Source organism: Crossiella sp. S99.2, from assembly GCF_023094165.1.
GTDB lineage: Bacteria > Actinomycetota > Actinomycetes > Mycobacteriales > Pseudonocardiaceae > Crossiella.
The window spans coordinates 140,335-166,566 of the sequence record NZ_JALMDK010000011.1 but is presented as its reverse complement, the minus strand read 5'-3'; the positions used below and the strand labels follow the sequence as shown (position 1 = coordinate 166,566).

The 26,232-nt window shown below is 71.1% G+C and carries 21 protein-coding genes; 13 read left to right on the top strand and 8 right to left on the bottom strand.

Going from position 1 to position 26,232, the window contains the following annotated elements; genetic code table 11:
- The first annotated feature begins 42 nt into the window (after nucleotides 1-42).
- Nucleotides 43-750 carry a GntR family transcriptional regulator gene (locus MZC64_RS34825; protein ID WP_247763878.1) on the top strand — a complete coding sequence of 236 codons (708 nt, stop codon included), beginning with the start codon at nucleotides 43-45 and terminating at the stop codon, nucleotides 748-750.
- An 82-nt stretch (nucleotides 751-832) separates the two neighbouring features.
- Here the strand turns inward: MZC64_RS34825 and MZC64_RS34820 are convergent, their stop codons facing one another.
- Nucleotides 833-4,618 (bottom strand): AAA family ATPase, encoded by a 3,786-nt coding sequence (locus MZC64_RS34820; RefSeq protein WP_247763876.1) that lies wholly within the window; start codon nucleotides 4,616-4,618, stop codon nucleotides 833-835.
- Nucleotides 4,619-4,819: 201 nt separating this feature from the next.
- On the opposite strand from MZC64_RS34820, the gene MZC64_RS34815 reads away from it, so the two are divergent.
- Entirely contained in the window at nucleotides 4,820-5,656 is an 837-nt protein-coding gene (locus MZC64_RS34815) for a kelch motif-containing protein (protein ID WP_247763874.1), read from the top strand.
- Between the two features lie 131 nt (nucleotides 5,657-5,787).
- The gene (locus tag MZC64_RS34810; protein ID WP_247763872.1) at nucleotides 5,788-6,117 is read left to right on the top strand and encodes a multidrug efflux SMR transporter; all 330 of its coding nucleotides are present in this window, start codon (nucleotides 5,788-5,790) and stop codon (nucleotides 6,115-6,117) included.
- A gap of 123 nt (nucleotides 6,118-6,240) precedes the next feature.
- Here MZC64_RS34810 and MZC64_RS34805 read toward each other — a convergent pair whose 3' ends face one another.
- Nucleotides 6,241-6,759, bottom strand: a complete 519-nt coding sequence (locus MZC64_RS34805) for a lytic polysaccharide monooxygenase auxiliary activity family 9 protein (protein WP_247763870.1) — start codon at nucleotides 6,757-6,759, stop codon at nucleotides 6,241-6,243.
- A gap of 224 nt (nucleotides 6,760-6,983) precedes the next feature.
- The gene (locus tag MZC64_RS34800) at nucleotides 6,984-7,688 is read right to left on the bottom strand and encodes an SDR family oxidoreductase (RefSeq protein ID WP_247763869.1); all 705 of its coding nucleotides are present in this window, start codon (nucleotides 7,686-7,688) and stop codon (nucleotides 6,984-6,986) included.
- A gap of 131 nt (nucleotides 7,689-7,819) precedes the next feature.
- Here MZC64_RS34800 and MZC64_RS34795 point away from each other — a divergent pair, with 131 nt between their 5' ends.
- Together MZC64_RS34795 and MZC64_RS34790 are read left to right on the top strand one after the other, a co-directional pair.
- Nucleotides 7,820-9,394, top strand: a complete 1,575-nt coding sequence (locus MZC64_RS34795) for a deoxyguanosinetriphosphate triphosphohydrolase family protein (RefSeq protein WP_247763867.1) — start codon at nucleotides 7,820-7,822, stop codon at nucleotides 9,392-9,394.
- 202 nt (nucleotides 9,395-9,596) lie between these two features.
- Nucleotides 9,597-12,212, top strand: a complete 2,616-nt coding sequence (locus MZC64_RS34790) for a S8 family serine peptidase (RefSeq protein ID WP_247763866.1) — start codon at nucleotides 9,597-9,599, stop codon at nucleotides 12,210-12,212.
- A 12-nt stretch (nucleotides 12,213-12,224) separates the two neighbouring features.
- Here MZC64_RS34790 and MZC64_RS34785 read toward each other — a convergent pair whose 3' ends face one another.
- Together MZC64_RS34785 and MZC64_RS34780 are read right to left on the bottom strand one after the other, a co-directional pair.
- Nucleotides 12,225-12,782, bottom strand: a complete 558-nt coding sequence (locus MZC64_RS34785) for a DUF3558 domain-containing protein (RefSeq protein WP_247763864.1) — start codon at nucleotides 12,780-12,782, stop codon at nucleotides 12,225-12,227.
- 21 nt (nucleotides 12,783-12,803) lie between these two features.
- Complete coding sequence (locus MZC64_RS34780) at nucleotides 12,804-13,766, bottom strand: isopenicillin N synthase family oxygenase (RefSeq protein ID WP_247763863.1); 963 nt, start codon at nucleotides 13,764-13,766, stop codon at nucleotides 12,804-12,806.
- A gap of 325 nt (nucleotides 13,767-14,091) precedes the next feature.
- On the opposite strand from MZC64_RS34780, the gene MZC64_RS34775 reads away from it, so the two are divergent.
- The 3 genes from MZC64_RS34775 (at nucleotide 14,092) to MZC64_RS34765 (ending at nucleotide 18,163) form a co-directional block, all read left to right on the top strand.
- Nucleotides 14,092-16,815, top strand: a complete 2,724-nt coding sequence (locus MZC64_RS34775; RefSeq protein ID WP_247763862.1) for a S8 family serine peptidase — start codon at nucleotides 14,092-14,094, stop codon at nucleotides 16,813-16,815.
- A gap of 122 nt (nucleotides 16,816-16,937) precedes the next feature.
- Nucleotides 16,938-17,495 (top strand): hypothetical protein, encoded by a 558-nt coding sequence (locus MZC64_RS34770; RefSeq protein WP_247763861.1) that lies wholly within the window; start codon nucleotides 16,938-16,940, stop codon nucleotides 17,493-17,495.
- Nucleotides 17,492-18,163, top strand: coding sequence for an acVLRF1 family peptidyl-tRNA hydrolase (locus MZC64_RS34765; RefSeq protein WP_247764036.1), 672 nt, complete (start codon nucleotides 17,492-17,494; stop codon nucleotides 18,161-18,163). Before MZC64_RS34770 ends, MZC64_RS34765 begins: the two co-directional genes overlap by 4 nt.
- Here the strand turns inward: MZC64_RS34765 and MZC64_RS34760 are convergent.
- Nucleotides 18,160-18,552, bottom strand: coding sequence for a hypothetical protein (locus tag MZC64_RS34760; protein ID WP_247763860.1), 393 nt, complete (start codon nucleotides 18,550-18,552; stop codon nucleotides 18,160-18,162). The two genes, MZC64_RS34765 and MZC64_RS34760, sit on opposite strands and share 4 nt — an antisense overlap.
- Nucleotides 18,553-18,618: 66 nt before the next feature.
- Between MZC64_RS34760 and MZC64_RS34755 the strand changes: the two genes are divergently transcribed.
- The 5 genes from MZC64_RS34755 (at nucleotide 18,619) to MZC64_RS34735 (ending at nucleotide 25,008) form a co-directional block, all read left to right on the top strand.
- Complete coding sequence (locus tag MZC64_RS34755; RefSeq protein ID WP_247763858.1) at nucleotides 18,619-20,595, top strand: acyltransferase family protein; 1,977 nt, start codon at nucleotides 18,619-18,621, stop codon at nucleotides 20,593-20,595.
- A 19-nt stretch (nucleotides 20,596-20,614) separates the two neighbouring features.
- Nucleotides 20,615-21,505 (top strand): LysR family transcriptional regulator, encoded by an 891-nt coding sequence (locus MZC64_RS34750; protein ID WP_247763856.1) that lies wholly within the window; start codon nucleotides 20,615-20,617, stop codon nucleotides 21,503-21,505.
- Between the two features lie 218 nt (nucleotides 21,506-21,723).
- Nucleotides 21,724-22,254: a hypothetical protein gene (locus MZC64_RS34745; protein WP_247763855.1), complete on the top strand. Its 531-nt coding sequence runs from the start codon at nucleotides 21,724-21,726 to the stop codon at nucleotides 22,252-22,254.
- Between the two features lie 805 nt (nucleotides 22,255-23,059).
- A complete protein-coding gene (locus tag MZC64_RS34740) occupies nucleotides 23,060-24,121 on the top strand; it encodes a tartrate dehydrogenase (RefSeq protein ID WP_247763853.1) in 1,062 nt (353 codons plus the stop codon).
- Nucleotides 24,118-25,008, top strand: coding sequence for an alpha/beta fold hydrolase (locus MZC64_RS34735; RefSeq protein WP_247763852.1), 891 nt, complete (start codon nucleotides 24,118-24,120; stop codon nucleotides 25,006-25,008). Before MZC64_RS34740 ends, MZC64_RS34735 begins: the two co-directional genes overlap by 4 nt.
- Before the next feature lie 52 nt (nucleotides 25,009-25,060).
- On the opposite strand, the gene MZC64_RS34730 is transcribed toward MZC64_RS34735, so the two are convergent.
- Together MZC64_RS34730 and MZC64_RS34725 are read right to left on the bottom strand one after the other, a co-directional pair.
- Nucleotides 25,061-25,423 carry a GntR family transcriptional regulator gene (locus MZC64_RS34730; RefSeq protein WP_185006722.1) on the bottom strand — a complete coding sequence of 121 codons (363 nt, stop codon included), beginning with the start codon at nucleotides 25,421-25,423 and terminating at the stop codon, nucleotides 25,061-25,063.
- Nucleotides 25,424-25,426: 3 nt separating this feature from the next.
- Nucleotides 25,427-26,221, bottom strand: a complete 795-nt coding sequence (locus MZC64_RS34725) for an SDR family oxidoreductase (protein ID WP_247763851.1) — start codon at nucleotides 26,219-26,221, stop codon at nucleotides 25,427-25,429.
- Nucleotides 26,222-26,232: the final 11 nt, after the last annotated feature.

Here is a 26,232-nt window from a genome sequence, read left to right as displayed (position 1 = left end):
CCCGTGTGCCATGATTTTCTAGAGCGCAACGAGGAGGACACGGTGAGCGACGCGCCCCTGGCGGACCTGACGGCTGATCGCGGGCTGCTGGGACGCAGCTCCACGGCCGAGCGGGTCGCGGGCATTCTGCGGGACCGGATCATCGCCGGCTTCTTCCAGCCCGGCGAACGGCTCTCCGAGGAGGCCATCGGCCAGGCGCTTGGCGTCTCCCGCAACACCCTGCGCGAGGCATTCCGGCTGCTCAGCCACGAACGCCTGCTCTCCCACCAGCTCAACCGCGGCGTCTTCGTGCGCACCCTGTCCGTGGCCGACGTGGTCGACCTCTACCGGGTCCGCCGGGTGGTCGAGTCCGCCGGCGTGCGCAACCTGGCCAACGCTCCCGAGCACGGCCTGACCGCGTTGCGCGAGTCCGTCGCCGAAGCCGACCGCGCCGCCACCGACCGCCGCTGGCGCGACGTCGGCACCGCGAACATGCGCTTCCACCAGGCCATCGTGGCCCTGGCCGACAGCGGCCGCCTGGACGAATTGATGCGCCAGCTACTCGCCGAACTCCGCCTGGTCTTCCTGGTGATGAACGACCCCAAGGCCTTCCACGTCCCCTTCATGGCAGGCAACCGCGACATCCTGGAGTTGCTGGAAGAGGGCGCGACCGAACACGCCGAGGCCCTGCTCGTGTCCTATCTGGACGAAGCCGAACAAACCCTGGTCCGCGCCTACGCCCCCCTCGCCCCCGACCCCACCACCCCCTGAACACCCCGCCCGGCGAGTTGGGCCAACTGGTACGCCGATTTGGCCAAAGTGGGCGTACCGGTTGGCCCAAGTGGTACGGGGGTTAGGTGACTGCGCGGACGAAGGCGGAGCGGAGGTTGTTGCCGTCGGCGATGACCTGTTGGACGATGACCTGCTTGCCTCGGGGGTCCGCGCCGCGGCGCAATAGCTCCGGGTCGGCTTGGCCGAAGTCGACTGGGCCGGTGACGCCGCGGAACAGGTTTGCGCCGGTGGTGGCGCGCAGGGCGGCGTACAGCTTGGCGCGGTCGGGCAGGGCGGTGTCGGTGCGGGCGCGTTCGATGGCGTCCAGGAACAGGTTCACCGCGTCGTAGGCCAGCATCACGTGGCCGTTGGGGCCGGAGCGGAAGGCCCTGGCCTGCTCGCCCTGCTCCTTCTGCGCGTCGGCGTGCTGGGTGAAGAACTGCTCGGCCTCGGCAGGCGGATGGCCGCCGGTGATGCGGCGCCAGCCGTCCTCGGTGGGGCCCAGCGTGGTGAAGAACAGCCTTCCGTCCACATAGGACACTCGGCGGGCGCGTTGCTGTTCGTTGCCCGCCAGGTCGGTGTAGCCCGCGGTTTCCAGCTGGGACAGGTCGTCGGCGCCCAGGATCACGGTGTCCCGGTCGCAGGCGGAGTCGTCGAGTTTCTCCAGCAGGGTGGGCATCTCGTTGGCCCGGCCGGAGTAGATGAGCAGCGGCTTGCGCTTGCGCTGGGCCGCGATCTCGCACATCTCCTTGACCCGGGTGGCCAGCAGGTTGCCGGTGTTGCTCTTGCCTGCCTCGTAGGTCTGCTCGACCGGCTCACCCAGACGGCTGCGCAGCCGCAGCAGGGTCCGCACGTAGTCGTCCTTGAGTTCGGCGCTGTAGCGGTCGGTGGGGTCGTGCAGCAGGAACGGCTGGCTGTCCCGTAGCCGGGATTCGTTGGCGGCGAAGGAGATCGCCGCCTCGGCCTGGCGCTGGTTGGGCGGGGCGATCCGGAAGAAGTAGTCCTTGCCGCTGAAGGCGTTGCCGGTGGGCGCGGAGGCCACCATCGGAATCCCCTGCCAGGGCCCGATGGCCGAGCCGAGGATCTCGGCGGCGCGGATGGTGGAGTCGCGGGTCTGGCCCATGCCGCTGACCCCGATCACCGTCGGGTCACTGTCCACAAGGGACTGGATCTTCTCCGCGGTGTGCTGGGCGAACTCGGAGTTGCCGCCGAAGTTGGCCAGTACCAGGCGCACCAGGAACGGTGGCTTGATGGTGGGGGTGTTGAACCGGTTCCAGGCGCGCTGGGCGAGGTAGGCGCCGCGCAACTCGTTCACGCCGGCGGACAGGTCCCGGCGCGGTACTTCGTTGGCGCTGCTCAACATCGAGGCCACCACGAGGGTCACGTACGGCCGCCTGCGGTCGTCCGCGGCGGGCCGGGCGGCCTCCCGGCGCACCTGGTCGTTCTGTTCGGCGATCAGTCTGCTCAGCTCGGCGACCTCGATGTCGTCGGGCAAGGTTTCGTTGGCGTCGTGCATGAAGTTGCCGATGCCGTCGGTGACGCCGTAGCACTCGCCCTGCGCGGACTTGGTCAGCATCAGGCTCGGGTCGAACACCGAGTCCAGCACCCGCCCCGGCGCGAAGAACCCGTCCCGGTCGCAGTGGGTGAGCTGGTGCCGCAGGTATACCCCGCCGTAGCCGAGCAGCAGCACGGCCACCAGCACCACCGCGGTCCGGCGCAGGGTGTGCGGCGGCGGCCACACCGCGGGGTAGGGGTGACGGTCCTCGCCGGTGCTGTAGGGCGGCAGCGCGGGGCCGGGTTCGGCGATCGAGTTGTCCTCGGCCAGCCGGACCTGGTTGCGGTAGAAGGAAAGCTGGTCGGCCACCGCGGGCTGCCCGGCGGCGTCGAGGTTGCGGTAGGCGCGCAGCACGTCGTCGAAGAGTTCGGCGCTGCGGCGCACGGTGGAGGTGCTGGAGCGCAGTTTCCACACCGCGATCAGCAGTTCCTCCACCCGGCGCACCCGCGGCCAGTTCAGCCTGCTGCGCAACTGCCGGCTGTGTCGCCAGCCCGGCGCCTCGGCGATGACCTCCAGGTCGGCCACCCACCGGCTGTCGCCGCGGGTGAGCCGGGAGGACAGGTGGCTGGCCACCACGTGCGTGTCGCCGAGGGCCAGCGCGTGGTAGAGCCGATCGCCCTGCCGCCCCAGCATGGTGTAGTGGTTGCGCAGTTCGCGGTGCACGTGTTCGTACGGGTATTCCGCGCCCGCGCCGTGCGCGAGCAGTTGCGCGCCCAGGAGTTCGCGCAGCAGCGGGTGCAGCACGATCCAGCGGCCGTCGGCGCTGCGGTCGGCGAAGCTGTAGGTGGACAGCCTGCCCCAGATCTCCTCCGCGTCCCGGTCCGGGACCAGTCGTTGGATGGTGGCCAGATCGAGTCGGCGCGGGGCGGCGAGGCGGGTGAGCAGGCGGCGGGTCTGGGCGCGTTCGGGCACGTCGGAGCCGCGGAAGCGTTGCAGGAAGCGGACCAGCAGGTAGTCGCCGACCTTCTCGTCCGGTTCGGCCCCGGCCTCGTCCCTGGGCACCCGCTGGGCGAAAACCGCGCGCACCGAGGGGATCACCCGGTCCCGGCGGAACAGCCGGTCCACCACCTGCGTGGTGAGCCGGACGGCCAGGGGGTGGCCCTTGGTGACCTCGTGCAGTTCGGCGACCAGCGCGGCCGAGCGGATGGTGCTGTCCCGGCTGCGGTTCCATTCGTGCAGGAACTGCCGGGTCTGTTCCAGGGTGAACGGCCGCAGGCGCACCGGCAGCACCGCGGCGCCGGCCGGTCCGTGGTTGGCCCGCGCGGTCTCGAAGCGTTGCCGCCAGCCGTGGTAGCGGGCGTGCGCGGCGTCGCCGGGGTCGAACTCGTCGGTGTCCTGCGGGGGGATGTCCTGCTGGTCGGGGGTGGCCTGTTTGGTGGCCACCACCAGCAGCGGCACCTCGGGGTGGCGCAGTTTGGCCTCGGCGAGCAGTTCCAGGAGGTCGCTGACCGGGGGTTCGGGGGCGGTGCGGCCGGGTGGGAACAGGTTGACCTCGAAGGGGGACAACAGGTCCGCGCCGTCGAGCAGCAGCACGCAGTTGACCCGGCGGCGGCGTCGGCGGTGGCCCTTGTAGGCGCCGTCGAGGTCGGCCAGGAAGGCGGCCACCAGCAGCCGGTCCACCACCAGGCGGTCCCGGCGTTCCTCGCTGCGCAGCAGGTGCCAGATCTGCCCGATGACCTCGTCTACCTTGCAGCCCTTGGCCAGGCCGAGCACGCCTTCCCCGGCGACTTTCTCGTACCAGCGCCAGGTGGCGGCGAACCGGCGGGGCGCGAGCAGCCAGCGGATCTTCGGCGGGGCGACCACGGCCAGGGTGATCAGCCAGCTCAGCAGCGGCCGGACCAGGCGGGTGAGCCAGTGCGGGGCGGGGGAGGACTCGGCGAGTGAGCCGACCACGTCGGCGATCCGGGGCAGGCCGGTGAGCCGGTGCGCGAGGAGCTGGCGGGCGCGGCGGTGCGGGTCGCCGTCCTCCTCGGGTTCGGCGGCGGTGCTCTGGGCCAGTCGGAGCAGTTCGTAGCGGGGCAGCCGCATCCGGCCGAAGTGCGCGTTCTGGTAGCGGCGGAGCTGGCCGAAGACCGCGTCCAGGACGTCCCGGCAGGATTTGGACCCGGTCTCGTCCAGGTCCACCCTGGCCAGCGGCACATCGGGGCGGCAGCGGCGTTCGAGGTGGTCGAGCAGGGTGGTCTTGCCACTGCCGCCGGGCCCGTAGGCGACCACGATGGGCAGTGGCCGCCGCGCCTTGCGGTCGATGAGGGAGGCCAGCAACGCGGCCGTGCTGTCCCGCCCCACCAGGCCGAGGTCAGGCTCCAGCGCCACCGATGACACCCCCAGGAAATCCAGCGCGGATCGTGACCGCGTGTGCCACCACAGTAGTCAGCGCCCCTGACACCCGAGTGAGGTTGCCCCTTGAGGCGGCCGAACGGGTCAGTCCGGCGGCCGAAAGTGAAACCCTGCCCGAAAGGGAGGACCTGGGGCGAACACGATGTCACCCGGTTGGCGGCCTGGCACCGTTCTCCCATGGGAAGCGTTGCGGTGCTTGACTGCGCAGCGGGGGAGTGGACCAGCGCCGTTCCCCTGCCGTCCCCCAGAGCCTGGTGGGGCCATTCCGACGGGTTGGTCCGGCTGACCGACGGCGCGATCGTGGCAGTCGGCGGCGAGGACGGCCTCCGGACCGCGCGTGCCGAGGTCTTCCGCTACGACCCGGTGCGGCAGGACTGGTCCGAGCTGGCCCCGCTGGTCACCGCGCGCCGCCGCAACTCCGCGACCGTGCTGGCCGATGGCCGGATCCTGGTGGCGGGCGGGCTGACCGGGCCGCGGGAGTTCCCGGCACGGGGCCTGGCCAGCGCCGAGTTGTACGACCCGGCGACCGGGGCGTGGACCTCGGCCGGGTCGATGGCGGAGCCGAGGTTCTTCCACCACGCGACGCTGTTGCCGGACGGCCGGGTGCTGCTGGCCGGTGGCAGCACGACCCGCGCCGGCGGGTACACGATGCTGGAGACCGCCGAGCTGTACGACCCGGATTCGGGCCTGTGGACCAGGACCGAGCACTACGACGCGGACGCGGGCCCACGCAGCCTGGCTGAGGCCAAGCAGGTCGGCCGCACCGGTGATCGCGCGCTGGCCCTGGCCGCGGGCGGGGTGCTGGTGGCCGGGACCGGGCCGAAGGCGGCGCTGCGGGTGGCGCGGGCGCATTTCGGCGTGGTGGAACTGACCGACGGCCGGGTGCTGGTGGCCGGCGGGGTGCTGGTGGCCGGCGGGGTGCTGGTGGCAGGCAGCGGCACGGCCGGCGAGGCGATCCCGGCCGCGGGCGAGTTCCCGTTGACCGCCGACGCGGAGATTTTCCGCTTCGCCTGACCCGCCATCACACTGCCTGCCGAGAGAGCGCGACCACATCGGACCTGCGGGCAGCCGGCGCCCAGCCCCGCGGGGTTAGTCTGATCATCTCTGTCACCGACCGCCGCGGTCACACCTGGGGAAGGTCGCCCATGCCTTGGCTCCTGCTCGCCGGAGCGATCCTGGCCGAGATCACCGCGACGCTGTCCCTGCGGGCCAGCAACGGTTTGTCCCGGCTGCTGCCGGTGATCTTCGTGGTGCTGGGTTACGGCATCGCCTTCACCCTGCTGGCCTTCGCCCTCAAACAGATCAACGTCGGCATCGCCTACGCGATCTGGTCCGGCGTCGGCACCGCGGGCACCGCCGTCGTGGCCAGCCTCCTGTTCAACGAGAAACTGAACGCCATGGCCATCACCGGCATCTGCGTGGTCGTCGCCGGCGTCATGATCATGGGCTTCTCCGGCAGCGCCACCCACAGCTGACCCCCGCCGACGAGTTGGGCCAACTGGTACGCCGGTTTGGCCAAACTGGGCGTACCGGTTGGCCCAAGTGGGACGCGGGGGCGGCGGCGGTCCCGTCTCCGCCGTCGCTCCCGCGTCACCAGATCAGCTGACCTGCAGGTCCACGCAGTTGTAGAAGGCCATCGCGGTGTCGGCGATGTTCCAGACGGCCAGCACCTTCTGCCTGCCGGTGTGGTTGCCCAGGTTCACGTTGTGCGACACGGTCGCGCCCGGGATCGCGCCGTTGTCGTTGAACGAGGCGATGCGGGTGCCGCCGATGAAGTACTCCCAGGTGGACGTGCGGTGCCGGGCGGTCAGGCGCCAGTTGAAGTTGACGTTGCGACCCACCGAGGTGGCCCGCCAGCCCTTGCCGTCGTTGTTCAGCTCGGCGAAGCGGCCGACGTTGCCGTGACAGTTGCGCAGGCCCTTGGGGCCTTCCACGCTCTGCGGTTCGTACTTGATGTCTCCGCAGGACACCGTGCCCGCGGCGCACTGCTGCTGACGGCTCGGCGGGTTGGCGATGTAGCCGTGCGCGCTCGCCTCCGTGGCCGGCAGGGCAACCAGCATCGCCGGCACCATCCCGAGTCCGGCGGCGGCCGCGACGAGCTTGCTTTTCACGCTCATGTCTCTCCTTCACAGGGTGGAGGCGACTGAACGGAAGATTCCGAGGTTGTGCGGCCCTGCGTGCGGACCGTGGCGGCGGCGAAGTGGAATCAACGTTCGCCAGGTGTGGTCTAGACCAGATTCATCTTGGCAAACGTTGGGATGAGTCGACATACGACAGACGGGTGAACCGGTTGGTGACTTGCCGTCACCGGGTGATCCACCCGTCGGATGCCTGGAGTGCGCTACGCCGCTTCCAAAGTCCGGCCGTCCGGCCCTACCCGGATCTCCTCGGCTCCGCCGGCCAGCGCGTCCAGCATCCGATCCACCACGTACTGCGGATCCGCGCCACGCCCCAACCGGTTCGGCCGGCGACCCGCGGCCGCGCGCTCACCCATGCCGGTGTCCACGTGCGGCAGTTTCGCGTCCAGCACGGTGACCCCGCGCGGCCGTTGCTCCTCGCGCACCGCGGCCAGCCAGGCCGACAGCGCGGCCTTGCTGGCCGAGTAGGTGGCCAGTTCGGCGGCAGGCCGGTCGGACTCCACGCCGGTGATCGCCGCGATCGCCGAACCCCGGTGCAGCACCGGCAACGCCGTGCGCAGGATGGCGATCGGCGCCAGGGTGTTGACCGCGAAGAGCTGCTCGGAGACCACATCGTGGGTGTTCTCGGCGGTGCCGAAGGCCACGATGCCCGAGCACACCACCACCCCCTGCAGCCCGCCGAGCACCTGATGGGCATCGCGCACCAGCCAGGGACAGCCCTCGACGTCGTAGGCGTCGAAGCGTTTGTACTGACAGCCGCCGAGTTCGCGGGCCAGCGCGATGAGTTTTCGGCGATCACGTCCGGCCAGCGCGAGTTTCGCGCCCCGGTCGGCCAGCCCACGGCTGATCCGGCCACCGAGGACACCGGTGGCACCCACCACGAGAATCCGCGCTCCGCTCAGCTCCATAGATCGAGAATCCGCCAAGAATTGACGAAATACCAGGTCTGCAAGGCTGTTCGACCCGGTGAGCCCAATCCGATCAGCCGCTGCGCCCATACAACGGGGCGAACCGGCCACCGAGCGTCTACCGTCGTCGCATGCACGATCACGCCACCGACGCGCGAGCGCTCCGCCGCTCCGGAGACCAGGGCACCGTTCCCGCGGCACTGGACCTGGCCGCCAGCCCGTTCCGGGTGGACCGGGACCGGGTCGCGGCCAGCCCGTTCTTCGCCCGCCTCGGCGGTGTCACCCAGGTGATCAGCCCGTCCGGCTCCGGCCTGCTGGTGCACAACCGGCTCACGCACAGCATCAAGGTCGCCCAGGTGGCCCGCGCGATCGCCGAACGCCTGCGCCGCAATCCCTTCCACGCCGACCTGGTGGACAAGCTCGGCGGCTGCGAACCGGACGTGGTGGAGGCCGCCGCGCTCGCGCACGACCTGGGCCACCCGCCCTTCGGCCACCTCGGCGAACAGGTCCTGGACCGCCTCGCCCGGCACCGGCTCGGCCTGCCGGACGGGTTCGAGGGCAACGCCCAGTCCTTCCGCATCGTCACCACCACCGATGTGCGCGGCCCGGCCGCGGTCGGCCTGGACCTGACCGTGGCGGTGCGCGCGGCGATGCTGAAGTACCCGTGGACCCGGCTGTCCCATCCGGATCCGCACCCGCGCACCATGCCGCAGCCCCCGCGCGGCGCCGGTGAGCCCGCGGACGCGCCGGGCACCGGCTCGGCCAAGTTCTCCGTCTACGTCTCCGAGATCGACGACATGCTGCAGGCCCGGCTGCCCTTCCAGGGCCGGATCCCGGACTGGCAGCAGAGCGTCGAGGCCTCGGTGATGGACACCGCCGACGACATCGCCTACGCCATCCACGACCTGGAGGACTTCCACCGGGTCGGCGTGCTGCAACACGCCACGGTGGCCGCCGAACTCGACGTCTGGCAGCGCGAGCAGCTCGACCTGGCCGGGATGAGCCGCGCCGACCTGCACGCGCAGACCCGCCGCCCCGGCCGGTCCCTCGAATTGCTGCGCCGCCGACTGCACCAGAAGGACGGTTGGGTGGTCGACGACGAGGCGTTCGCCGCCGCGGTGGCCAGGGTGCGCCGGGACCTGGTCGACGGCCTGCTCTCCACCCCCTTCGACGGCTCGGTCGAGGCGGAGCAGCTGGTCGCGGACTTCTCGGTGCGCTGGACCGCCCGCCTGGTCGAGGGCGTCACCATGCTCGCCGAACCCACCACCCGCACCGCGCACGTGGCACTGGCCCCGGACCAGTGGCACGAGGTGCAGGTGCTCAAGTTCGTGCACCACCGCTTCGTGCTGGGCCGCCCGGACCTGGCCCTGCACCAGCGTGGCCAGGCCCGGCTGCTGACCTCCCTCGTCGAGGCCCTGGACCAGTGGCTCAGCGACCGCTACGAGCGCTCCCGGCTGCCGCGCAGGCTCAACGACCTGGTGGAGCTGGCGCAGGGGGAGTACACCGAGCTGGCCCGGACCCGGCCGCAGGTGCTGGCCGGGGCCACCGGTGAACTGCCGGAGGGCCGGGACTCGCTGCGTCGACTGGCTCGCGGGCGGGCGGTGGTGGATTTTGTCGCCTCACTGACCGATTCGCAGGCGGTGGCCATGCTGGAGGCGCTGTCCGGGCGCACCGGGCAGCTGTGGACGGACGCCTTCGTGCTCTAGCGGCGCACCGCACCCGGCCGCGCGGTGTCGTTTGTGCGGCTGTTCGTGCTGGCGCGGTATTTCGGACGAATTCCGCGCGGCGGCTGGCGGTCGTGTCGACCCGGGACGGGTTCTACGTTGAGGTCACTCGACGAATCCATCCCGGGAGTTCCTGGTGAACGCCACCGATCTGTTTCGTCCTGCCCGAAAACCCTTGGCCCCCTTGCTGATCGCGCTACTGCTCGGTTCCGCCGCGCCCGCCGCCGCGGTGGAACCGGGTCCCCAGCAGCGCACCTGGGACCAGATCAGCGCGCTGGCCGAGGTCAAGCGCGGACTGTCCACAGTGGAACAAAAGTTGGACAGCAGACTGCTGCTGGACAACCGGTTGCGCGCGGACCGATCGCTCGCGGCCGCGTTGCCCGCGGTGCGCACCGGCATCACCGAGACCAAGCCCGGCGCGCTGCTGGTCGACCTCCGGGTCAGCGAGATCCGGCCGGACCTGCTTGCCGCGCTGGGCGCCGGAATCCGTTACCAGTCAGCGAAAAACGGCACCGTACGGGCAGAAGTGCCCCGCGACCGGCTGCTCACCCTGGCCGCGCGGCCCGAGGTGAGCCGGATCGAACCCTCCGGTGAGGCGTGGACCGCCCGCGCCGCCGAGCCGATCCGGTCGGAGGGGGTGCGCACGCACGCGGTGGACACCGCGCGGGAACGGTTCCGGGTCAACGGGACCGGGGTCAAGATCTGCGCGCTCTCCGACGGCATCCACTCGGTGCCCGCTCTCCAGGCCGTCGGTGAACTGCCCGCGGTGGACGTGCTGCCCGGGCAGGCCGGGGCCGGTGACGAGGGCTCGGCCATGCTGGAGATCCTGCACGACCTGGCGCCCAAGGCGGAGCTGGGCTTCGCCACCGCGTTCAACGGCGACGCCAGTTTCGCCGACAACATCCGGGCGCTGCGGTTCCAGCTGAAGTGCGACGTGATCGTGGACGACGTCCTGTACTTCAACGAATCCCCATTCCAGGACGGGATCATCGCCAGGGCGGTCAACGACGTCACCGCCGACGGCGCGCTGTTCTTCTCCTCCGCCGGCAACGAGGGCAACCTCGCCGAGGGCACCGCCGGGCACTGGGAAGGGAACTTCGTCGACTCGGGCCGCACCATCGGCAAGTTCGCGGGCACCGCGCACGACTTCGACCCCGGCTCGGCGACGCAGGTGCTCAACCCGCTGTCCCAGGGCTCCGGCGGCCGCCCAGCCACGCTGTTCTGGGCCGATCCGCTGGGCCGCTCGGACAACGACTACGACCTGTACCTGTTCAACAGCAACGGCGATGTGGTCGGGTTCAGCCAGAACATCCAGGACGGCAGACAGGATCCGTACGAGCGGGCCGACGTCGGCTACGGTGGCGGACGGCTGGCGGTGGTGAAGTACCGCGGCGCGGACCGCTACCTCGGCGTGTCGGTGCTGCGCGGCCGGTTCACCGCCTCGGCTGGCCTGAAACCCTTTGCCACCACCGGAGTCACCCGCGGTCACTCCGCAGCCAAGGACGCGGTCAGCGTGGCAGCCACCCCGGCAGCCAAGCCGTGGAGCGGAGTGCTCGAAGTCGGTGACCCGCCCAACCCCGGCGGCCCCTACCCGGAACTGTTCACCGCCACCAGCAGGTTGGAGCGGTTCAGCTCCGACGGCCCACGCCGGATGTTCTTCACCCCCGATGGCAGGCCCAGCGCCGAGAACCGGCTCAAACCCGACCTCACCGCGGCCGATGGCGTGCAGACCGCCACCCCCGGTTTCAGCCCGTTCTTCGGCACCTCGGCCTCGGCCCCGCACGCCGCCGCGATGGCCGCGCTGGTGCTCTCCGGCAACCCCGGCATGCCGGCGGCGCAGGTCCGGCAGGCGATGTTCCGCACCGCGCTGGACCTCGCCGAACCCGGCCCCGATCCACGCGCCGGGCACGGCCTCGTGCAGGCGGACCGGCTGCTGGCCGCCACCGGCGCCACCCCGCAACCCAAGGTGGTGCCGCGCCAGCCCAAGGCCTGGCCGATCAGCGGCGACGGCGACGAATTCCTGGAACCGGGGGAGTCGGCCACCCTCCAGCTGCCGGTGCGCAACCTCGGCGACGGCACCGCCACCGAGGTGCGGGCCGGGGTCACCAGTGCCACGCCCGGGATCGTGCTGTCCCGGAGCGAGGTGACCTATCCCCCGGTCGCGGCGGGGGAGCAGGCCACGTCGGAGGTGGTGGTCGAGGTGCCGCGCACCCATCCGGTCGGGCTGCCGTTGCGGGTGGCGGTGACCGTGCGGTTCGCCGGCGCGCTCTCGCCGGTCAGCGGCGAGTTCACGCTGATGGTGGGCGAACCGGCCAAGGACGTGCGGCAGTTCCGCCACACCGGCGCCCCGGCGCCGATCCCGGACGCGAACCCGGCCGGGGTCACCGTGCCGATCGAGGTGCGCGGGGTCGGCCGGGCCTCCAGCGTGCGGTTCGCGGTGGACGGCGGTGCCTGCGAGACCGATCCCGGTATCGCGCACACCTTCGTCGCCGACCTCGTCGGCACCCTCACCGCGCCGTCGGGGGCCACCGTCACGCTGTTCGAGCGCGGCGGCGGCATGGGCGACAACCTGTGTCAGGCGGTCTTCGACGACGCGGCGCACCGGTTGTTCTCCTCGGCGGTGGACACCGAAGCCCCGTTCACCGGCCGCTGGCGGCCCGTCACACCACTCGGCCCGCTCGGCCACGAACCGGTGGACGGCACCTGGAAGTTCACCGTGGCCGATCTGGCCGCCGCGGACACCGGCGCGGTCCGGTCGGTGCGGCTGGAGTTCACCGGATACGCCGACCCGCCAAGGTGAGCACCGCCAGGTCTAACGGGCCCGGGACAGCGCGGTGGCCAGCGCTGCCCCGGCCATCCGTTCGGTCAGTCCGCACAGCTCGTCCTCGCCGATGCCCGGCCGGGTCGCGGTGCCGGTCACGGCCAGGGTCCTGCCCTCGGCCACGCTGATGTGCACCCCGCACGGCGCGCCGCGACCGGCCACCGAACTCACCCGCGCGGCCGGGAATCCGGCGACCCCGATCAGCGCCGCCTTCGCGCTGGAGATGCCCAGCCAGCTCTCGATCCCGGCGCCGGCCCACGGGGTCAGCACGAACCGGTGCCCGGCCGGACCGACCACGTAGGCGCACCACGGGTCCTGCGATCCGTCGGTCGGCCCCGGTTCGATCCGGGAGACCCGGAACTCGCCCTGTTGCGCCGAGGTCAGCAGCTCGCAGGCGGGCACGGTGTGCGCGGCGACATCCCGCGGCCGCTGGGGCACCGCGGTGCTCGGCGGCGCGGCGGTCGCGCTGCCGGGGCCGGGCGTGCCGCCGCCGCAGCCGGTGGCCAGCAGGGCCAGCGCGGTCAGGACGATCGGGATGGCGCTGCGCATGGTGCCGCCTCCTCGCGCGAGTCAGTCCATGGTGATGGCGTCCAGCTTCGCCCGCAAATAGTCCGCGGCCCGCACCTCCGGGTAGTCCACCTTGCCGATCGGCGGGCCGAGGGAGGAGATCCGGGCGTCCGGATCGGTCTCGTAGAAGTAGATCAGCGAGATCAGTTCCTCATCCGGCGCGCTGGCATCCGGCGGCAGCACCCGGTGCCGGGTGGAGCGCCAGCGGTCGCCGGTCCAGCGGGCCAGCAGGTCGCCGATGTTGACGGTGAACGCGGCCGGGTCGAACGGCGCGTTGACCCAGTCGCCGTCCAGGGTGTGCACCTGCAGGCCGCCGACGCCGTGCTGGCGGTCCAGGATGGTCACCGTGCCGAAGTCGGTGTGCGCGCCGATCCGGAACTGGCCGGGCGCCGGAGTGCCCACAGTGGACAGTGGCGGGTACCAGTTGATGTTCATCGTGTACGAGGGATGCGTTGCCTGGCCGGAAAAGAAGTCCGGCGCCAGGTCCAGGGCCACCGCGCACAGCACCAGCAACTCGTCGGCCAGCCGACGCATGTGCCCGAGGTACTCCTCGGCGAGGGCCTGCAACGCGGGTGTCTCGGCGGGCCAGACGTTGGGCGCGAACCATTCCCGGTCCAGCTCCGGGTTCCCGGTGGACTGGTCCGCGCCGACCGAGTAGCTCTCCTTGAGATCCGGTGGCGATTCGGCGCCCTCGGCGTAGGAGTTGGCCTCCGCGCCCGGCGGCAGCCAGCCGTGTTCGCCGACCTTGACCGCGTAGCGCCGTTTGGTCTCCGCCGGGAGGGCGAAGAACTCCTTGGCCGCGGCGCGTACGTTGTCCCGCAATGCCTCCGGCACGCCGTGTCCGGTGATGAGCAGGAAACCTGATCGTTGCAGGGCGATGTCCACCCGCTGAGCCACCGCACGGCGGGCGGCGGTATCGCCGTGGAACCAGGGCGTGAGGTCGATGATCGGCACCGCGTCACTCATGTTCGGACGGTAGCAGCAGTGCTTTCCGCCGTTGGGCGGAACTTTGCGGGTTGACACCGTGGACCGGGTCTTGTCCACCAGGCAAACGTTACGAAGCGTGCAAGTAAGAGTTGTTGTCTCACCCGGTGGTACTTCCCCCGAACGGCTGCTGACCAGTGGCTTTCGTGACCGTACGTTTACCGATCAGCCGGGGATCCCGGTGATCGACGCGTGTGTCGGGGCACGCACAACACGTGGAGGGCGCGTGCGAACACGGTTACGTCCATCCCGGCTGACCACCGTCGTGGTGGCTGGGGCAACCTGTCTGACAGCGGCACTGGGCGCCGTGACACCCGCCGTGGCGGCGCCTGGCAACCCCGCTGACAACGGGGGCCTGTCCGAGCGGACCGCGCGGCAGATCAACACCTTGCAACGGGTCAAGGCGACCCAGTCCAAGGCTGAGTCCAAAGTGGACAGTCGACTGGTGGTGGAGCAGCGGCTCCGCCAGGACCGCTCGCTGCTGACCGCGACCCCGGAGCTGAACACCGGGATCGCGGTGGCGGGCAACGGATCCGTGCTGGTGGAGATCCGGGCGGACCAGGTGTCCGACGACCTCACCGGCGAGGTCCGCAAGCTCGGCGGCGTGCTCCGGCACGTCTCCCCGGACACCCGCACCGTGCGGGCCGAACTGCCGCTGTCCTCGCTGGCCAGGCTGGCCGCGCGCGGGGACGTCCGGCAGATCGAACCGGCCAGTGAGGCGATGACCGCCCGCGCCGGCGCGCCGAAATCCAGTGAGAGCAAGGAAGCGCGGAGCAAGCGGATCGCCGAGCAGACCCGCGCCGCCCTGGCCGCCAAGCAGCAGCGGGCCGGCGTCGCCGCGATCACCTCCGAGGGTGACCGGGTGCACGCCGCGGACACCGCCCGCCGCGACTTCAAGATCAGCGGCGTCGGCGTCAAGCTGTGCGCCATGTCCGACGGCGTGGATTCCCTGGCCGCGCTGCGGTCCCAGGGCGAACTGCCCGCGGTCGACGTCCTCGCCGGTCAGGAGGGCGACGGCGACGAGGGCACGGCGATGCTGGAGATCCTGCACGACGTCGCACCCGGCGCCACCCTCGGTTTCGCCACCGCCTTCAACGGCGACGCCAGCTTCGCCGACAACATCCGCAAGCTGCGCTTCGACCTCAAGTGCGACGTCATCGTGGACGATGTCCTCTACTTCAACGAATCCCCGTTCCAGGACGGCATCATCGCCGCCGCGGTCAACGACGTGACCGCCAACGGCGCGCTGTTCTTCTCCTCCGCGGGCAACGAGGGCAACCTCGCCGACGGCACCTCCGGGCACTGGGAGGGCAAGTTCGTCGACTCCGGCAAGGGCATCGGCCGGTTCGTCGGCACCGCGCACGACTTCGACCCCGGCGCCGGGACGCAGATCATCAACCCGATGTCGGCTGGCTCGGGCGCCAAGCCGGTCACCCTGTTCTGGGCCGACCCGCTGCTGCGCTCCACCAACGACTACGACCTGTACCTGTTGAACGCCAACGGGGATGTGGTCAGCCTCAGCCAGGGCGTGCAGGACGGTCTGCAGAGCCCGTACGAGCGGGTGGACACCACCGCGGGCGGTCAGCGGCTGGCCGTGGTCAAGTACCGCGGTGAGGACAAGTACCTCTCGCTGTCGGTGCTGCGCGGCCGGTTCAAGGACGCCGACGGGTTCAAGGGCTTCGCCACCTCCGGAGTGACCCGTGGCCACTCCGCGGCGAAGAACGCCTTCAGCGTGGCCGCGGCCCCCGCGGCCAAGGCGTTCACCGGTGGCGAGATCGGCGACCCGGCCAACCCGGCCGGCCCCTACCCGGGTGTCTTCGACGGCACCGCCAAGCTGGAGCGCTTCAGCTCCGACGGTCCGCGCCGGGTGTTCTTCAACGCCGACGGCACCCCGGTGTCCGCGCCCGAGGGCGAGGTGCGGCAGAAGCCGGACCTGACCGCCGCGGACGGCGTGGTCACCAAGACCCCCGGGTTCAGCCCGTTCTACGGCACCTCGGCCTCCGCGCCGCACGCCGCCGCCATCGCCGGCCTGATCCTCTCCGGCAACCCGGGCCTGCCCGCCGCGGACGTGCGGCAGGCGCTGACCAGCACCGCGGTGGACATCGGCGCGCCCGGCGTGGACAACCGCGCCGGTGCGGGCATCGTGCTCACCGACAAGGTGCTGGCCTACACCGGGGCCAGCCCGCAGCCCAGGGCGGTCGCCCAGTCCCCGACGGTCAGCCCGACCAGCGGTGACGGCGACGCCTGGCTGGAGCCGGGGGAGAGCGCCTCGCTGTTCCTGCCGGTGCTCAACAACGGTGACGGCACCGCGGCCTCGGTCAGCGTGGCGCTGACCGCGACCACGCCGGGCGTGACCATCGCGCCGCGCACCAAGAACTACGGCACCATCGAGGCCGGGCAGACCGGGCTCAACCAGTTCTCCATCTCGGTGCCCGCCACGCACCTGATCGGGGATCCGGTGGTGATCTCGGCGCGGGTGACCTTCGCCGGTTCGTTGTCGCCGACGGTGACCTCGCTGAGCATCCCGATCGGCCAGCCCTCGGCGGTGGCGAAGAACTTCGCCTACGCCGGTGACGCGGTCGCGATCCCGGACGGCGATTCGGCCGGGGTCTCGGTCACCATCCCGGTGACCGGCGTGGGCCGGGCCTCCAAGGTCACCTTCTCGGTGGACGGCACCGACTGCTCGGCCGCCGAGGGCTCGACCACCGCCGGCATCAGCCACACCTATGTCGGCGATCTGGTCGGCACCCTGACCTCGCCATCCGGCCAGGTCATCACGCTGTTCCAGCGGCAGGGCGGCAGTGGCAACAACCTCTGCCAGGTCGTCTTCGACGACGGCGCTGCTCAGCCGTTCAGCGGGGTCACCCCGGGTCAGGCGCCGTTCACCGGCACCTGGCGGCCGGTGTCGCCGCTGTCGCCGACGCTGCGCGGCACCGCGGACGGCGTGTGGACGGTGAAGGTGGTGGACAACGTCCGCACCGACGTCGGTCACCTGCGGCAGCTGTCCCTGCACATCAACGGCTACGAGTGACGTTGCGTTGATCGTCGGCGCCCCGGAGTGACCCAGTGGTCGCTCCGGGGCGCCGTGGTCTTAGGGTTTCGATCGTGACCGGCTCGCAACCAGCCCCCGTCGCCCCCGTGGAGGTGGTGCCGGTGCCTCGCGCGCCAGAGGACGTCCTGGCCGATGTGGCCGCCGCGGTCCTCGGTCCCGGCAGGCATCTCAGCGTGGACCTGATGGATCTCCTGGACGGGGTGGTCCGTGGTCCGGTCGACGCGGTGCGCGCCAACGACGACCTGCTGCCCCGGCTGGCCCACGAGAACGCCCTGGGCACCGTGCTCAACCAGATCCGCCGCCTGCTGCGCCCCGGCGGCGTGCTCGTCGCCGCAGTGCCTGAGCTGGCCAAACTCGGCGTGTTCCGGCCCACCGCGCCGCCACCGCGGGTCACCGGCTCCGGCCCGGACCGCCAGGTCACCGTGCAGCTGTGGGACTGGGCCGAGGACGGCGGCTCCTACGGTCTGGACGTCGTGCAGCTCATCCGCGGCGCGGAGGGCTGGGCGGTGGCCGGCTCGGTGTCCACCCATCACCGGGTGCTCTCGGTGGAGGAGGTCGCCGAGGCGCTGACCGCCGCCGGTTTCGCCGCGGTGCAATGCCTGTCCCCGGCCGAGAGCGGCCACCCGCTGCCGCTGTGCGTCGCGTTGGCCCCGCGATGAGCCGGGTCCGCCAGGTCGCCGGCGGTGGCCGCGCGGTCGAGGTCGAACCCGAACGCCTGCAAGGGTTCCTGGAGCGCTTCGGCACCCGCCACCAGGGCGTCACCGAGTCGGTGCTGGGTCCGGACCAGGCGGTCTTCACCGCCGCCGACGGCGCCCGCGCCGAGCTGACCATCCCCTTCGGCGGCCTGCCCGGCGACCCGGTGACCAGCCCCGGCCTGCACCTGGACCCGCTGCTGCCACACCTGCTGCGACCGCGCCGGATCGCGCTGATCCTGGTCCGCCTCGGCGGGCACAGCCTGGGCATCGCCGAGGGCGGCAAGGTGCTGCTGTCCACCACCGACCGCCGCCAGGTGCACGGCCGCAACAAGGCGGGCGGCTGGTCTCAGCAACGTTTCGCCCGCCGCCGCGAAGGCCAGGCCAGGGTCGCGTTGCAGGCCGCGGCCGACGACGTGTTCCGGGTGCTGGTGCCCCAACTGTCCACTGTGGACGCCGTGATGCTGGGTGGCGACCGCGCCGCGCTGGCCGAACTCCGCACCGACCGCCGCATCGCCGAGCTGATGAGCCGCGCCGAGGACCGCATCCTGGACGTGCCCGAGCCCCGCCGCACCATCCTCGACGACGCCGCCGAACGCGCTCGCACGGTGGAAGTGGTGGTCACCGAACCTTAGGGCCGTGGGCCCGCGGTGACCTGTAGCTCATACGGCCGGTAGTCGTGGTCCGGGTCGCCGGCCTGGAAGCCCGCGGCGGTGAGGATCGCCAGCATCGCCTGTTGCATCGCCTCCATCACCTCGCCCTGGCGGGTCAGCACCGGGTCGTCCAGTCGCCTTTCGTTGACACAGTCCGCCGCCGCCTCCGCCAGCCGCGGATGGGTGTGCCAGTCGACCCACACCCCACCCGCCTCGTCGTCGGCGGGATCCACCTCGACCCGGACGCCCACCCGGAGACCAGGTGCGAGGTCGCCGGTCATCGGCAGTCCAGCCTCGGCGAGTGTGTCGCGCACGTCCGCGGCCAGTCCGTGCAGTGCGCGGAGTCGGTCCTCGGACACCTTGGGCAGCATGCCGGGATTCTAGTGAACCGGCCGCTCTTCAGGGCCGCTTCAGACTTGCCCCGCAAGCTCGGACGGGTGACCCGAGCCGAGATCACCGGCACCCCGACCCGGGGGTATCGCCCTGAGCTGCAAGGGTTACGCGCGTTAGCGGTGGTACTGGTGGTGATCTACCACGTCTACTCGGACCGGATCTCCGGCGGCGTGGACGTGTTCTTCCTGCTCTCCGGCTTCCTGCTGACCGGCCAGTTGGTCCGCGCCGCCGAACGCGGCCGCCTCGACCTGCCTCGGCAGTGGGGCCGCACGCTCACCCGGCTGGTCCCCGCGGCGGCGGTGGTGCTGGCGGCCACCGCGGTCGCGGCGTACCTGATCCTGCCGCCGGAACGCTGGTTCCAGACCATCCGGGAGGTCTTCGCGGCCGCGGTGTTCCTGGAGAACTGGCGGCTGGGCGCGGATTCGGTGGACTACTTCGCCCGCAACGACCTGGCCAGCCCGGTGCAGCACTTCTGGTCGCTGTCCGTGCAGGCCCAGATCATGCTGCTGCTACCGCTGCTCATCGCGCTGCTGCTGCGCCGGCGCGGCGGACTGCGCCGTCGGGTCGGCCTGGCACTGGGCATGCTCACCGCCGCCTCCCTGACCTACTCGGTCGTGCTCACCGCAACCGACCAACCGTTCGCCTACTTCAACACCTTCACCCGGGTCTGGGAGTTCGCCCTCGGCGGCCTGCTGGCTCTCGTAGTGGACGCGATCACGCTGTCACAGCGCCTCCGCCGACCGATCGGTTGGTTCGGGATCCTCGCGCTGATCAGCTGCGGCCTGATCATCGACGTGGGCACCGTGTTCCCCGGCTACGCCGCACTCTGGCCAACCCTGGCCGCCGCGCTGGTGATCATCTCCGGGGACGGGGTCCGGGTCCTCTCCGCCCGGCCGCTGGTCCGGCTCGGCGACCTCAGCTACTCGCTGTACCTGTGGCACTGGCCGGTGCTGGTGCTCTACCTGGTCGCCCGCGGCGGCGACCAGGTCGGCTGGCGCGGCAGCATCCTGGTGATCGGCGCCGCGCTCATGCTGGCCACGCTGACCCACCGCCTGGTCGAACAGCCCACCCGGCTGCTGCCCGCAACCCGTTGGGGCGCCTACCGATTCGCCGCGCTGCTACTCGTCCCGGTGCTCGCGCTGGCCACCTCCTGGCAGGCCTTGGCCCTGCGCGACGCCCGCTACTCGATCACCATCGGCAGCCGCGACTACCCAGGCGCGCAGGCCATGATCCCCGGCTTCCAGTACCGCGGCGCCGACGACCTGCCGCCGATGCCACCCCGGATCGCCCTGCCCCAGGACTGGGCCACCCTGGACGATCTCGACTGCACCCGCGCCGCCCGCAACCCTGACCTGGAGATGTGCTCAACGTCCACAATGGACAAACCTGCGAAAACCGTTGTCCTGGTGGGAGATTCGCACATGCAGCAGTACCTGGCCGCGGTCCGCCCGATCGCGGCCAAACGCAACTGGCGGGTGGTGGCCATGCTCAAGGGCCTCTGCCCGTTCTCCACCGCGTCGGAGTCCATGCCCGGCGATCAGCCCTGCGTGGACTGGAACGCCGCCGCCGCGGCCGAGATCATCAACCTCAAACCGGACGCCGTGCTCACCCTGGCCAGCCGGGACGTAAGGATCGGCCGCACCGAGGTCACCCCACCCGGCTTCGTCGAACAGTGGAAACGCCTGGCAGCAGCCAACATCCCGGTGGTCGCACTACGGGACAACCCCCGCTTCGACCACTGGCCGTCCACCTGCGCCTACGAACTCGGCCCGGACGCCCCCGACTGCGTGGCCACCCGCGCCGACCTCTACCCGGAACATCCGCCCTACCTGTCCATCCCGGACATACCAGCCAACGTGTCCTTTGTGGACCTCAGCGACTACCTGTGCGCGGCCGACGGCTGCCCGCCGGTGATCGGCAACATCCAGGTCTACCTGGACGACAACCACCTCTCCGCCAGTTTCCTGGCCTCGCTGTCCCCGGTGCTCGCCCGCCGGTTGCTGCCCGCGCTGACCCACTGAGCCCGGTAGCGTCGAGGTCATGGATGCCCGGCAGCTCGCCTACTTCCTCGCGGTCGTCGACCACGGCGGCGTGCACCGGGCCGCCGCCGCGCTCTACCTGGCCCAGCCCTCCCTGTCCCAGGCGATCCGCGCACTGGAACGCGACCTGGGCCAAGACCTGTTCCACCGCGTCGGCCGCCGCCTGGTGCTCACCAACGCCGGCCACGCCCTGGTCGAACCCGCCCGCCAGGTAGTCCGCGGCCTGGACACCGCCCGCGCCAGCGTCGCCTCCACCGCCGGCCTCACCGTCGGCCGGGTCGAAATCGCCGCCATGCCTTCCCAGGCAGTGCAGCCGCTCAGCCACTTGATCACCGAGTTCACCACCCGCCACCCCGGCCTGTCCGTGACCATCCGCGCCGCCTTCACCGCCCCCGAGGTGATCGAGTCGGTACGCACCGGCGTCACCGAACTGGGCCTACTCGGCGCCACTGAACTCCCCGCCGCAGCCGATATCCGCCTGATCCCACTGGGCCGCCAACGCTTCGTCCTCATCGCCCCACCCGACGGCCCCTTCCAGCCCGACCAGGTGGTCCGCCCGGAAGACCTAGCCGGCCAACGAATCGTGGTCGGCCAACCCGGCACCGGCATGCGCCGCCTGGTCGAACAAATCCGCGCCGGCGGCGTAGACCTCCACCAGGTCGTCGAAACCGAACACCGCGAAGCCATCCTGCCCCTGGTACTCAGCGGCGTCGGCCTGGCCATCCTCGCCGACTCCTGGTCCGACCTGGCCCACCGAGCAGGCGCCCTGGTCCTGACCCTGGAACCCCCCGCGCACCTCACCCTGGCCCTGGCCACCAGAACCGCCCCACTCACCCCCGCAGCCAAGGCTTTCCTGACCGTGGCCACGGAGTCGGCGGACCAGGTCGGCTGAGGAAGCGGCGGGCCAGGTCGGCCGAGGAGGCGGCGGAGCAGACCAAGTGGGTCGCGGAGCAGGTTGGGCGGGCGGCGGAGCAGGTCAGGTGGGTGGCGGAACGGGCCAGGTGACGTTCCGGGCACGAACAGGACACGTCGCCGACGGCCGGACAACGAGCCGAAGGACTCGGGCGTCTGCCGGGTAGCCGGACTTCCGGTTCCCGAGGGGAGCACGAGATGGTGTCACGACGATTGGCCTTACTGCTGGCCGCACTCGCGGCCATGGCGCTGACCGCGCCCCTGACCGCCTCAGCCACACCCGGCTACTGCGGCCTGGCCTGGGGCTCCACGGACAAACACGCCAACCCCACCACCACGGCCGAACTGACCAACATCCGCGCCGGCCGCCAGGACTGCTACGACCGCCTGGTCATCGACCTCCGCGGCCCCGCCGACGGCTACACCGTGCGCTACGTCCCGGAAATGACCGAAGACCCCACCGGCAACCCAGTGCCACTGCGCGGCGGCGCCATCCTCTCGGTCAAGGTCGACGCCCCGGCCTACGACGAACACGGCAACCTGACCTACCACCCGGCCAACCGCGCCGAGCTGGTCAACGTCACCGGCTACCAAACCTTCCGCCAAGTAGCCTGGGCCGGCTCCTTCGAAGGACAGACCCTGGTCGGCCTGGGCGTGCGCGCCCGCTTGCCGTTCCGGGTATTCACCCTGCCCAACCGAGTCGTGGTGGACGTCGCCCACTTCTGGTGAGCCCCGAGCCGCCCGGCAACTCGCCGAGCAACACACGGACCCGGCGGTCGATCTCATCCCGGATCGACCGCACGGCCGCGACTCCCCGCCCGGCGGTTGCCCGATGCCCAGCGGTTGCCTGGCCTGACGGTTGCCTGGTCCCGACCGAGCGAGTCGCCCGAGTGAGCCTTCGGCCCTCCGCCCCGCACACCGCTCTCTAGCGGAACGCAGAAACCCGCGTTTTGGTTGCCTTCGCGTTTGGATCACCTACCCAATCGGGTGATTCAAGCCGCTCGTCACGCCTGGAGAACCCCGCCTCTGCCAGTGAACCGCTGCTGCCACTTGCGCCTGGCGGGTTACCCGCGCTAGGAGAACCGCCCCTGCTGCGCGAGCCACCAGCACCACACAAGTTAGCCGCGCTACGCGAGCCGACCACGTCGGGCAAACCATCAGTGGCAAGCGAACCGCCAGCGCTCGGCGAACACTCACGCTAGCGATTCCATCCGCGCTCGGCAAACCGCTCACACCCGCCAAAACCGCTGCGCAGCCAAGCCATCAAGCCGCCCAACCGCACCCGCCGAGCTACGCCGCACCCGCCGAGCTACGCCGCTGCGCGCCGAGCTACGCCGCTGCGCGCTTGCCTGCCCACCCGCCTGAACACCCGTCCAAGCGGCTGCACGTCCGCCCACCCGCGCACCCACCCGCGCGCCGCCAACCCACTCCGCCGCGAGCCCGCCACCCCACCCGCCCTGATAGCCCCCGCCTATCGCCCTGACCGGCAACCAGTCTTGGACCGCGCCCCCACCCCGCTGATCCCATCGACACCATGACAACCCACCACCACATCGCCCTCATCCCCGGCGACGGCATCGGCCGGGAGGTCACCCCGGCGGCCTGCGTGGTGCTCGACGCCGTCGGCGCCCGCCACGGCATCCGCTTCAGTTACGAGGAGTTCGACTGGTCCTGTGCCCGCTACCGCGAACTCGGCGCGATGATGCCTGCCGATGGGCTCGAGCGGATTCGCCACCATGACGCGATCTTCCTTGGCGCGGTTGGCGACCCGGGGGTGCCGGATCACATCTCGTTGTGGGGTCTGTTGATCCCGATCCGCCGTGGTTTCCGCCAGTACGTCAATCTGCGGCCGATCAAGGTGTTCGCGGGCGTGCCCAGTCCGGTGCGGGGGGCCGAACCCGGCGCGGTGGACTTCGTGGTGGTGCGGGAGAACGTGGAGGGGGAGTACAGCGAGATCGGGGGGCGGCTCAACCGGGGGTTTCCCGAGGAGATGGCGGTGCAGGAAGCCGTGTTCACCCGGGCTGGGGTGACCAGGGTGCTGGAGTACGCGTTCACGTTGGCCGGGGCTCGGCGGGGGCGGTTGACTTCGGCGACCAAGTCCAACGGGATTGTGCACACGTTGCCGTTCTGGGATGAGCTGGTCGCCGAGACCGCGCCGGGCCATCCGGGCGTGCGCTGGGAGCAGGAGCACATTGACGCGTTGTGCGCCAAGATCGTGCTGGATCCGGCCCGGTTTGATGTGATCGTGGGGTCGAATCTCTTCGGGGACATCCTCAGTGATCTGGCCGCGGCGGTCGCCGGCGGCATTGGGCTGGCGCCTGCGGCGAATCTCAATCCGGAGCGGGAGTTTCCGTCGATGTTCGAGCCGGTGCACGGGTCGGCGCCGGACATCGCGGGGCGGGGGATCGCCAATCCACTCGGGGCGATCTGGACCGCGGCGCTGATGCTGGAGCATCTCGGGCACGTCGAGGCGGCGTCCACTGTGGAGGGTGCGTTGGCGGAGCTGTTGGCGCGGACCGGGGTTCGCACGCCTGATCTCGGCGGCACCGCGAGCACGGAGGAGTTCACCAAGGCGTTGCTGGAGTTCGTGCGATGAGCGTTCCGCTGCCCAGTGGCTTCACCAGCCGGATCGTCGACGCCGACGGTGTCGGCATCCACACCGTGACCGCAGGGGAAGGGCCGCCGCTGTTGCTGCTGCACGGCTATCCGCAGACGCACCTGATCTGGCATGAGGTCGCGCCGCGGCTGGCCGAGCGGTTCAGCGTGGTGCTCACCGATCTGCGGGGTTACGGCGACAGCGACAAGCCCGCGCCCGGACCGGACAATGCCGAATACGGCAAGCGGGCCATGGCCTCCGATCAGCTGGCGGTCATGCGGCGGCTCGGCTTCGAGCAGTTCGCCGTGGCGGGCCACGATCGTGGCGGCCGGGTCGCGCACCGGCTCGCGCTGGACCATCCCGAGTCCGTCACCCGGCTCGCCGTGCTGGACATCGTGCCCACCCGGTACACCTTCACCCACGCGGACAAGCACTTCGGACTCGGTTACTACCACTGGTTCTTCCTGGCCGCGGGGCATGGCATCCCGGAGCGGCTCATCGGCAACGATCCCGAGTTCTGGATCCGGGCCCGGATGGGCGCCCGGCACCACGGGGGCACGCCCTTCGCTGAGGCCGCGATCGCGGAGTACGTGCGTTGTTTCCGCGATCCCGCCGCGATCGCGGCCTCCTGCGCCGACTATCGCGCGGCCGCGTCAATTGATCTTGTGCACGACGACGCGGCCGCGCGCGCGGGTAATCGAATCCAGTGCCCGCTGCTCGCGTTGTGGGGCGAGGCGGGCTTTGTCGGACGGAGTTACGACGTACTCGCCGCCTGGCGCGAGTACGCCGAACAGGTCAGCGGAAAAGGCTTGCCCTGTGACCATTACCTGCCGGAGGAAGCGCCCGAGGACACCGCGGCCGCGCTCGCCGCTTTCTTCAGTCAATGAAGAAAGCGCGCTTATCAACCGTCTACCGACCGGTCGGTAGACGAACGAGCGGTCAGCCGTCCACCGGCCAGGCGTTGTTGACCGCGTTGAACACCGCCACCCGGTCCGCGCCCAGCAACCTGGCCTGCCGCACGAACTCCTCGGCCAGGGCAGGCAACTCATCAGGGGCGAAGGCGGGGGGCTGGTCGGCCACCACGGTGCCCTTGCGGCCCGCGGTGCGCACCACCCCGGCCGCCTCCAGCTCCTTGTACGCCCTGGCCACCGTGCCCGCGGCGATGCCAAGGTCAGCGGCCAGGCCGCGGACCGTGGGCAAGGCCATGCCGGGCGCCAGGGTGCCCGCCGCGATCGCGGTGCGGACCTGGTCGTGCAGTTGGCGCCAGGGCGGGACCTGGCTGTCCGGGTCGACCCGCAGCACGACTCAGCCCAGCGTCCCGGTGGCGAGCAGGCCACCGTCCACGCGCACGGTCTCGCCGGTGATCCAGTCCGCCTCGGCCGAGGCCAGGAACGCCACCAGGCGGGCCACGTCCTCCGGGGTGCCCAGCCGCTTCATCGGGTACGCGCTGGTGATGTCGTCCTCGCGGCCGGTGTAGATCTGCTCGGCGAACTTGGTCTTGACCACCGCCGGGGCCACCGCGTTGACCCGCACCTTCGGGCCCAGCTGCCAGGCCAGCTCCTCGGTCAGCCGGATCAGCGCGGCCTTGGAGGCGCCGTAGGCGGCGATCGCGCCGGTGGAGCGGATGCCGCCGACCGAGGCGATGTTGACCACGGTGCCGCCGTGCTCGCCCATCCAGCGGTGCCAGGCCAGCTGGATGAAGCCCAGGGTGGCCACCACGTTGGTGTCGAAGATCTTCTTCACCGCGTTCAGATCGGCGTCCATCAGGAAGCCGAAGACCGGGTTGATGCCGGTGTTGTTGACCAGCACGTCCAGCGAGCCGAAGCGGGCCAGGGTGCCGTCCACCGCGCCCTCCCGGTCCACGTCCACGCCGGTGTTGCCGGGCAGGCCCAGCACCCGCTTGTCGCCGTCCTCCACCGTGCCCGCCAGGTGCCGTACGGCGGCCTCGACCTGCTCGGCCTTGCGGGAGGTGATCACCACGTTCGCGCCCCGGCCGAGCAGCTCCTCGGCGATACCGAGGCCGATGCCCCGGCTGGCCCCGGTGACCAGGGCTGTCTTACCGGTGAAGTCCGTGCGGGCGGGGGTGTTCGGCTGGCTCATGTTCCCAGACT